Source organism: Mesorhizobium sp. M7A.F.Ca.CA.002.05.1.1 (assembly GCF_003998335.1).
GTDB lineage: Bacteria > Pseudomonadota > Alphaproteobacteria > Rhizobiales > Rhizobiaceae > Mesorhizobium.
On sequence record NZ_RZQI01000568.1, the window covers coordinates 1 to 3,990 of the forward strand.

A 3,990-nucleotide genomic window follows, 5' to 3' on the forward strand; every position below is an offset into this window, starting at 1 on the left:
GCTATCGCGGCCACAACGCACCGCAGAGCCACAAGCTCAGGGTCTTCACCGCGGGCCAGAAACGCCGCGTCACCCCAGCCATCAAGCGCCAGATGCGACGGCGGTCGGCGGTCGAGCCCGTCATCGGCCACATCAAGAGCGAACACAGAATGGGCCGCAACTACCTCGCCGGCCAGCAGGGCGACACCCTCAACGCCATCCTGGCCGCCGCCGGCTACAACTTCTCCCTCCTGCTCAGGTGGCTGAAGGGGTTTTTGTCGCTCTTGATTGCCCTGCTTCAAATCCGGCCGAAGCCGGTCGCCGCTTAGGGCTCGGATTGTTCACGGTCGACTAGTGAGCACTCTCCAATATGTTAGGCTCTGTCGCAGTAGCGCAACAAGCTCAGTCTTTGGATGGGTGGTATGAGGATGAGACGACTGAATGTGTACAGGCTCAGTCTTTTTATCGAGGCTCTCGTTTTTGTCGTAAGCGCGTTCGGTGCGACGTGGCTTACCAGCTTTGTGAACGCGCCATGGTGGACATATGTGATTATAGCGGCCATCGCTATGGGCATGTTCGTCGCCGTGCGTGGGGTCCTTTCTGAGCCGCAACGTATGGGACTCTTGGCACACAACTCGGCAGCGACCTCTGCGTGAACCCAGACGCCTTGAAAATGTGCCCGATGCGTCCGGATTTTTGGCGGTGATCTTCATCAAATGCGATGAGCTGCAATTTCTGGCGACGGCCACGCTAAGGGCGGGCCTCCAGCACCATGTTGAACGGTGTCTCCGCGGCGCGACGCAATCGCTTGAAGCCGCCGCCGGTCACAACCTTGCGCAGCCTCGCCTCACCGGCCTGGGCTCCAAGCGCGAGCCCGACTTCCTGCGACACGGATGCGGGCGTGCACACGAAAGTGGAAGCGGCATAGTAAACGCGGCCGACGGGATTGAGGTTCGCCGCCAGATGATCATGCGCGAACGGCTCGACGATCATCCACGTGCCGTCCGGCTTGAGCGATCCGTGGACATGGGTGGCGGCGCCCGTCGGGTCGCCCATGTCGTGAAGGCAATCGAAGAATGTGACGAGGTCATAGGTTCCGGGATAGCTCTTGGCGGCCGCCACGTCGAACCGCGTGTTAACGCCGACGCCGGCTACCTCGGCCGCCTTGCGGGCGCGCTCAATCGAAGGGGCATGATAGTCGAAGCCGACGAAGCGCGAATTGGGGAAGGCCTGTGCCATGAGCACGGTCGATGCACCATGACCGCATCCAACATCCGCGACGTCCACGCCGCGTTCGAGCTTCTCGACGACGCCCTCCAAGGCCGGCAGCCAGGAGTCGATCAGATTGGCATTGTAGCCTGGACGGAAGAACCGTTCCGTACCGCGAAACAGACACGCGCTATGATCGTGCCACCCGACGCCCTTGCCGGACTGGAATGCCTGCCTCACCTTTTCTTCATCGAGCCACAGCGCGGACAGGAACTCGAATGCGCCTGCCATGAAGGCCGGGCTGTCTTCATCAGCGAACACCAGCTCTTGCTCGGCGTTGAGATAGAATTTGTCGCTCGCTTCATCGTAGTCGACGTAACCCGCCGCCGCCTGCCCGGAAAGCCATTCCCTTACGAGGCGTTCCTGGGTGCCGGTGCGTGTCGAAAGTTCGGCGGCCGTCATCTTGCCGCCTTCGCGCAATGCCTTGAACAGGCCGAGTCTGTCCCCCAGCAGGACTCCCGCGCCCGTTGCGATCGCACCGAGATCGCCGACCATTTTCCCCAAGAATGCGTCCAACTTTTCCTGATTCGCTTCAGACATCTGAATCTCCCTTTGGGTTCAATCTCTCCAGGCGACGGAGCCGTGCTCGTCATGAGGCGCCTTGAGCATCAGATGCTCGAAGACATGCAGATATCCCCGGCGGCTCATTCCGCGCTGCCGATCCTGCACCAGACCATATGGGTGACGACCGGCGCGGTGGTCGGGAATGACAGCCACCTCCATGCCGTTGAAAAGCAGGAAATCCGTCACTTTGCCCTCGTCGGTAACCGGCGGAGCCGGAGTGGTCGTCACCAGGGCAAGCCCTGTTGCAGCAGGTATCCTTGGGCAGCCTGTCAGAACATCGATGACTCCGGTTGTGGTGCCGGGGTGGGCGATCAGGGGCCAAGTGATTGTTCCGCGGCGGCTGTATGTTGTGGTAAGGTGATCATGCGAACTCTTGTTGGTCGGTCACGTGTTTTGCGGATGACCCGCATGTACTGTGCCAAATGAGAAAACCATTCAAACGCAATCCAGTAGATCTGACTGTATCCGACATTGTCGGAATTTGGACATCGCCGAACGCGAAGCGCTCGGGGCTTGTGACGATACTTGAGCGTGCTGCTTCGGAGGAGGGATGAGCCTCGAACCGGCCGCGAGGCCTTTTTCTGGCAACGGATATTCCGGCCGGGTTAGGCCGCGAGGAAAGCGACGGTGAATAAGAGGTAGAGGACCAACCGTTTTGAGCGGGTAGTTGCCGTGTTGCGCCCCCAGGCAAAGGCCAGCACCACGGAGCAGTATTTCTGGTGGCGATACTACAACGCCTTTTAGTGCCGGTTACCCGTTTTTACCCAGTTGGCCTGGTGCATTCAGAGCGAGCTCGTTGGAAACCGCTTATTGTGGCTATGAGCGAACTCGGGATGGAGGAGTGGACCCAAAAATTGGCAAAATGCCCCAGGGAGGATTACATGGGTCGCTCATTCCCCGTACTCGTTACAGGTGCGCGTCGCTTCGCAAACAGCTTGCTTTTGACTTGGCGTTTTTTGCCGTCTCGGCATCGCTCACTAATTCGGCCGCTGCCGACACCGTGAACTGGCGTCAATTCGAAGGGACCAGCATAACTTGGGCCTACGACATCCACCCCTATGCGGATGCTCTCGCTGCGCAATTTCCGGAGTTCGAGAAGCTGACCCGGCATCAAGGTCACGCCGGAACTCTACCCAGACGATTCTTACTGGAACAAGATGACGATCCAACTGACGACGAAGTCGCCAGCATGGGATGTGTTCGGCACTGGCATTCAGCCCGCGTAGGACCTCGCTCCGAGTGGCGCCCTGGAGCCGCTGGACAAATACCTGAGCGATTGGAAGCTTACCGATGCTGGATACGACTACATTACGTGGACATGATCAAGAAGTGCGCGGCTCCTTCCTTCGCGTCCGGCCGCAGCGCGATGACGATCGACTCAAATATGTTCGGCTTCTGGAACGATGTTGCGGGGAAGCCGGCATCCGGCAAGATCGCCTTCGCTCCGCCGCTGCACGCACCGAGCGCCACGAGCTTGGAGTCTGACATCTGGATCTGGGCTCTCGCCATGAACGCGGCTTCCGAAAAGAAGGGCACGGCCTGGCTGTTCATCCCGTGGGCCACCTCCAAGCAGGTGGCGCTCAAGGGTGCCCTTGCTGGCCAGCTCGTCAATCCGCCGCGCACGTCGACCTGGCAGACGACACCTGGACTAAGTACGCTTCGCAGCCCGAGTTCAACAACTTCGTTGACAGCTTCAAAAAGATACAGGACCAAGCCGCGCTGGCTTTCACACCGCGTGTCGGCTTCGGCGAAGCCATGAACGCATGGGCCGTGGCGATGCAGAAGATGGTAAACGGCGATGACGTCGAGACGACGTTGAGGGCGCTTGCCGAAGAAATCCGCACTGGCCTCTGATCAAAAGGAACAGGGCAGTACTATTGCACTGCCCTGTTCCCGCCAACGGCGGAGATCACGCCGTGTCACCCCAAGCACTTAAACCCAGCGTGCCGATGGCAGCCGAAGGACCTGGCGCGCGCGCCTCGTCCGGTTCGGCTTCGCTGGAGGGGCGTTCCATCGACTGTTTCAGCCTTGCAATCATCCAGGCGCTGGCCAAAAGCCAGATGGAGCGCCGGCTCAGGAACCGGCGCAAAAACTCGAGCCTGCCGGCGCTGATCGAGCTGGTGCTGGCGCGGCCGCTGGTGTCGGCAGGTCTGGTCGCGGCCGAGCTGAAAATTAGCC

The 3,990-nt window shown here is 60.1% G+C and carries 4 protein-coding genes and 1 pseudogene; 2 read left to right on the forward strand and 3 right to left on the reverse strand.

What is annotated here, in order from left to right; all coding sequences use genetic code 11:
• Positions 1-308 (forward strand): transposase (locus EN939_RS24105; RefSeq protein ID WP_206528326.1); only part of this gene is annotated, 308 nt, incomplete at its 5' end.
• Positions 309-729: 421 nt separating this feature from the next.
• Here the strand turns inward: EN939_RS24105 and EN939_RS24110 are convergent.
• From EN939_RS24110 to EN939_RS39270, 3 genes and pseudogenes are all read right to left on the reverse strand, one after another.
• Entirely contained in the window at positions 730-1,788 is a 1,059-nt protein-coding gene (locus EN939_RS24110; RefSeq protein WP_024504268.1) for a class I SAM-dependent methyltransferase, read from the reverse strand.
• A gap of 57 nt (positions 1,789-1,845) precedes the next feature.
• A pseudogene (locus EN939_RS24115) lies at positions 1,846-2,067 on the reverse strand (insulinase family protein); the annotation flags it as partial.
• Positions 2,068-3,120: 1,053 nt separating this feature from the next.
• Positions 3,121-3,525, reverse strand: a complete 405-nt coding sequence (locus tag EN939_RS39270; RefSeq protein WP_245465187.1) for a hypothetical protein — start codon at positions 3,523-3,525, stop codon at positions 3,121-3,123.
• Positions 3,526-3,728: 203 nt separating this feature from the next.
• On the opposite strand from EN939_RS39270, the gene EN939_RS24125 reads away from it, so the two are divergent.
• Positions 3,729-3,990, forward strand: a 262-nt coding sequence (locus EN939_RS24125) for a helix-turn-helix domain-containing protein (RefSeq protein WP_272483111.1), incomplete at its 3' end; no start/stop codon positions are given.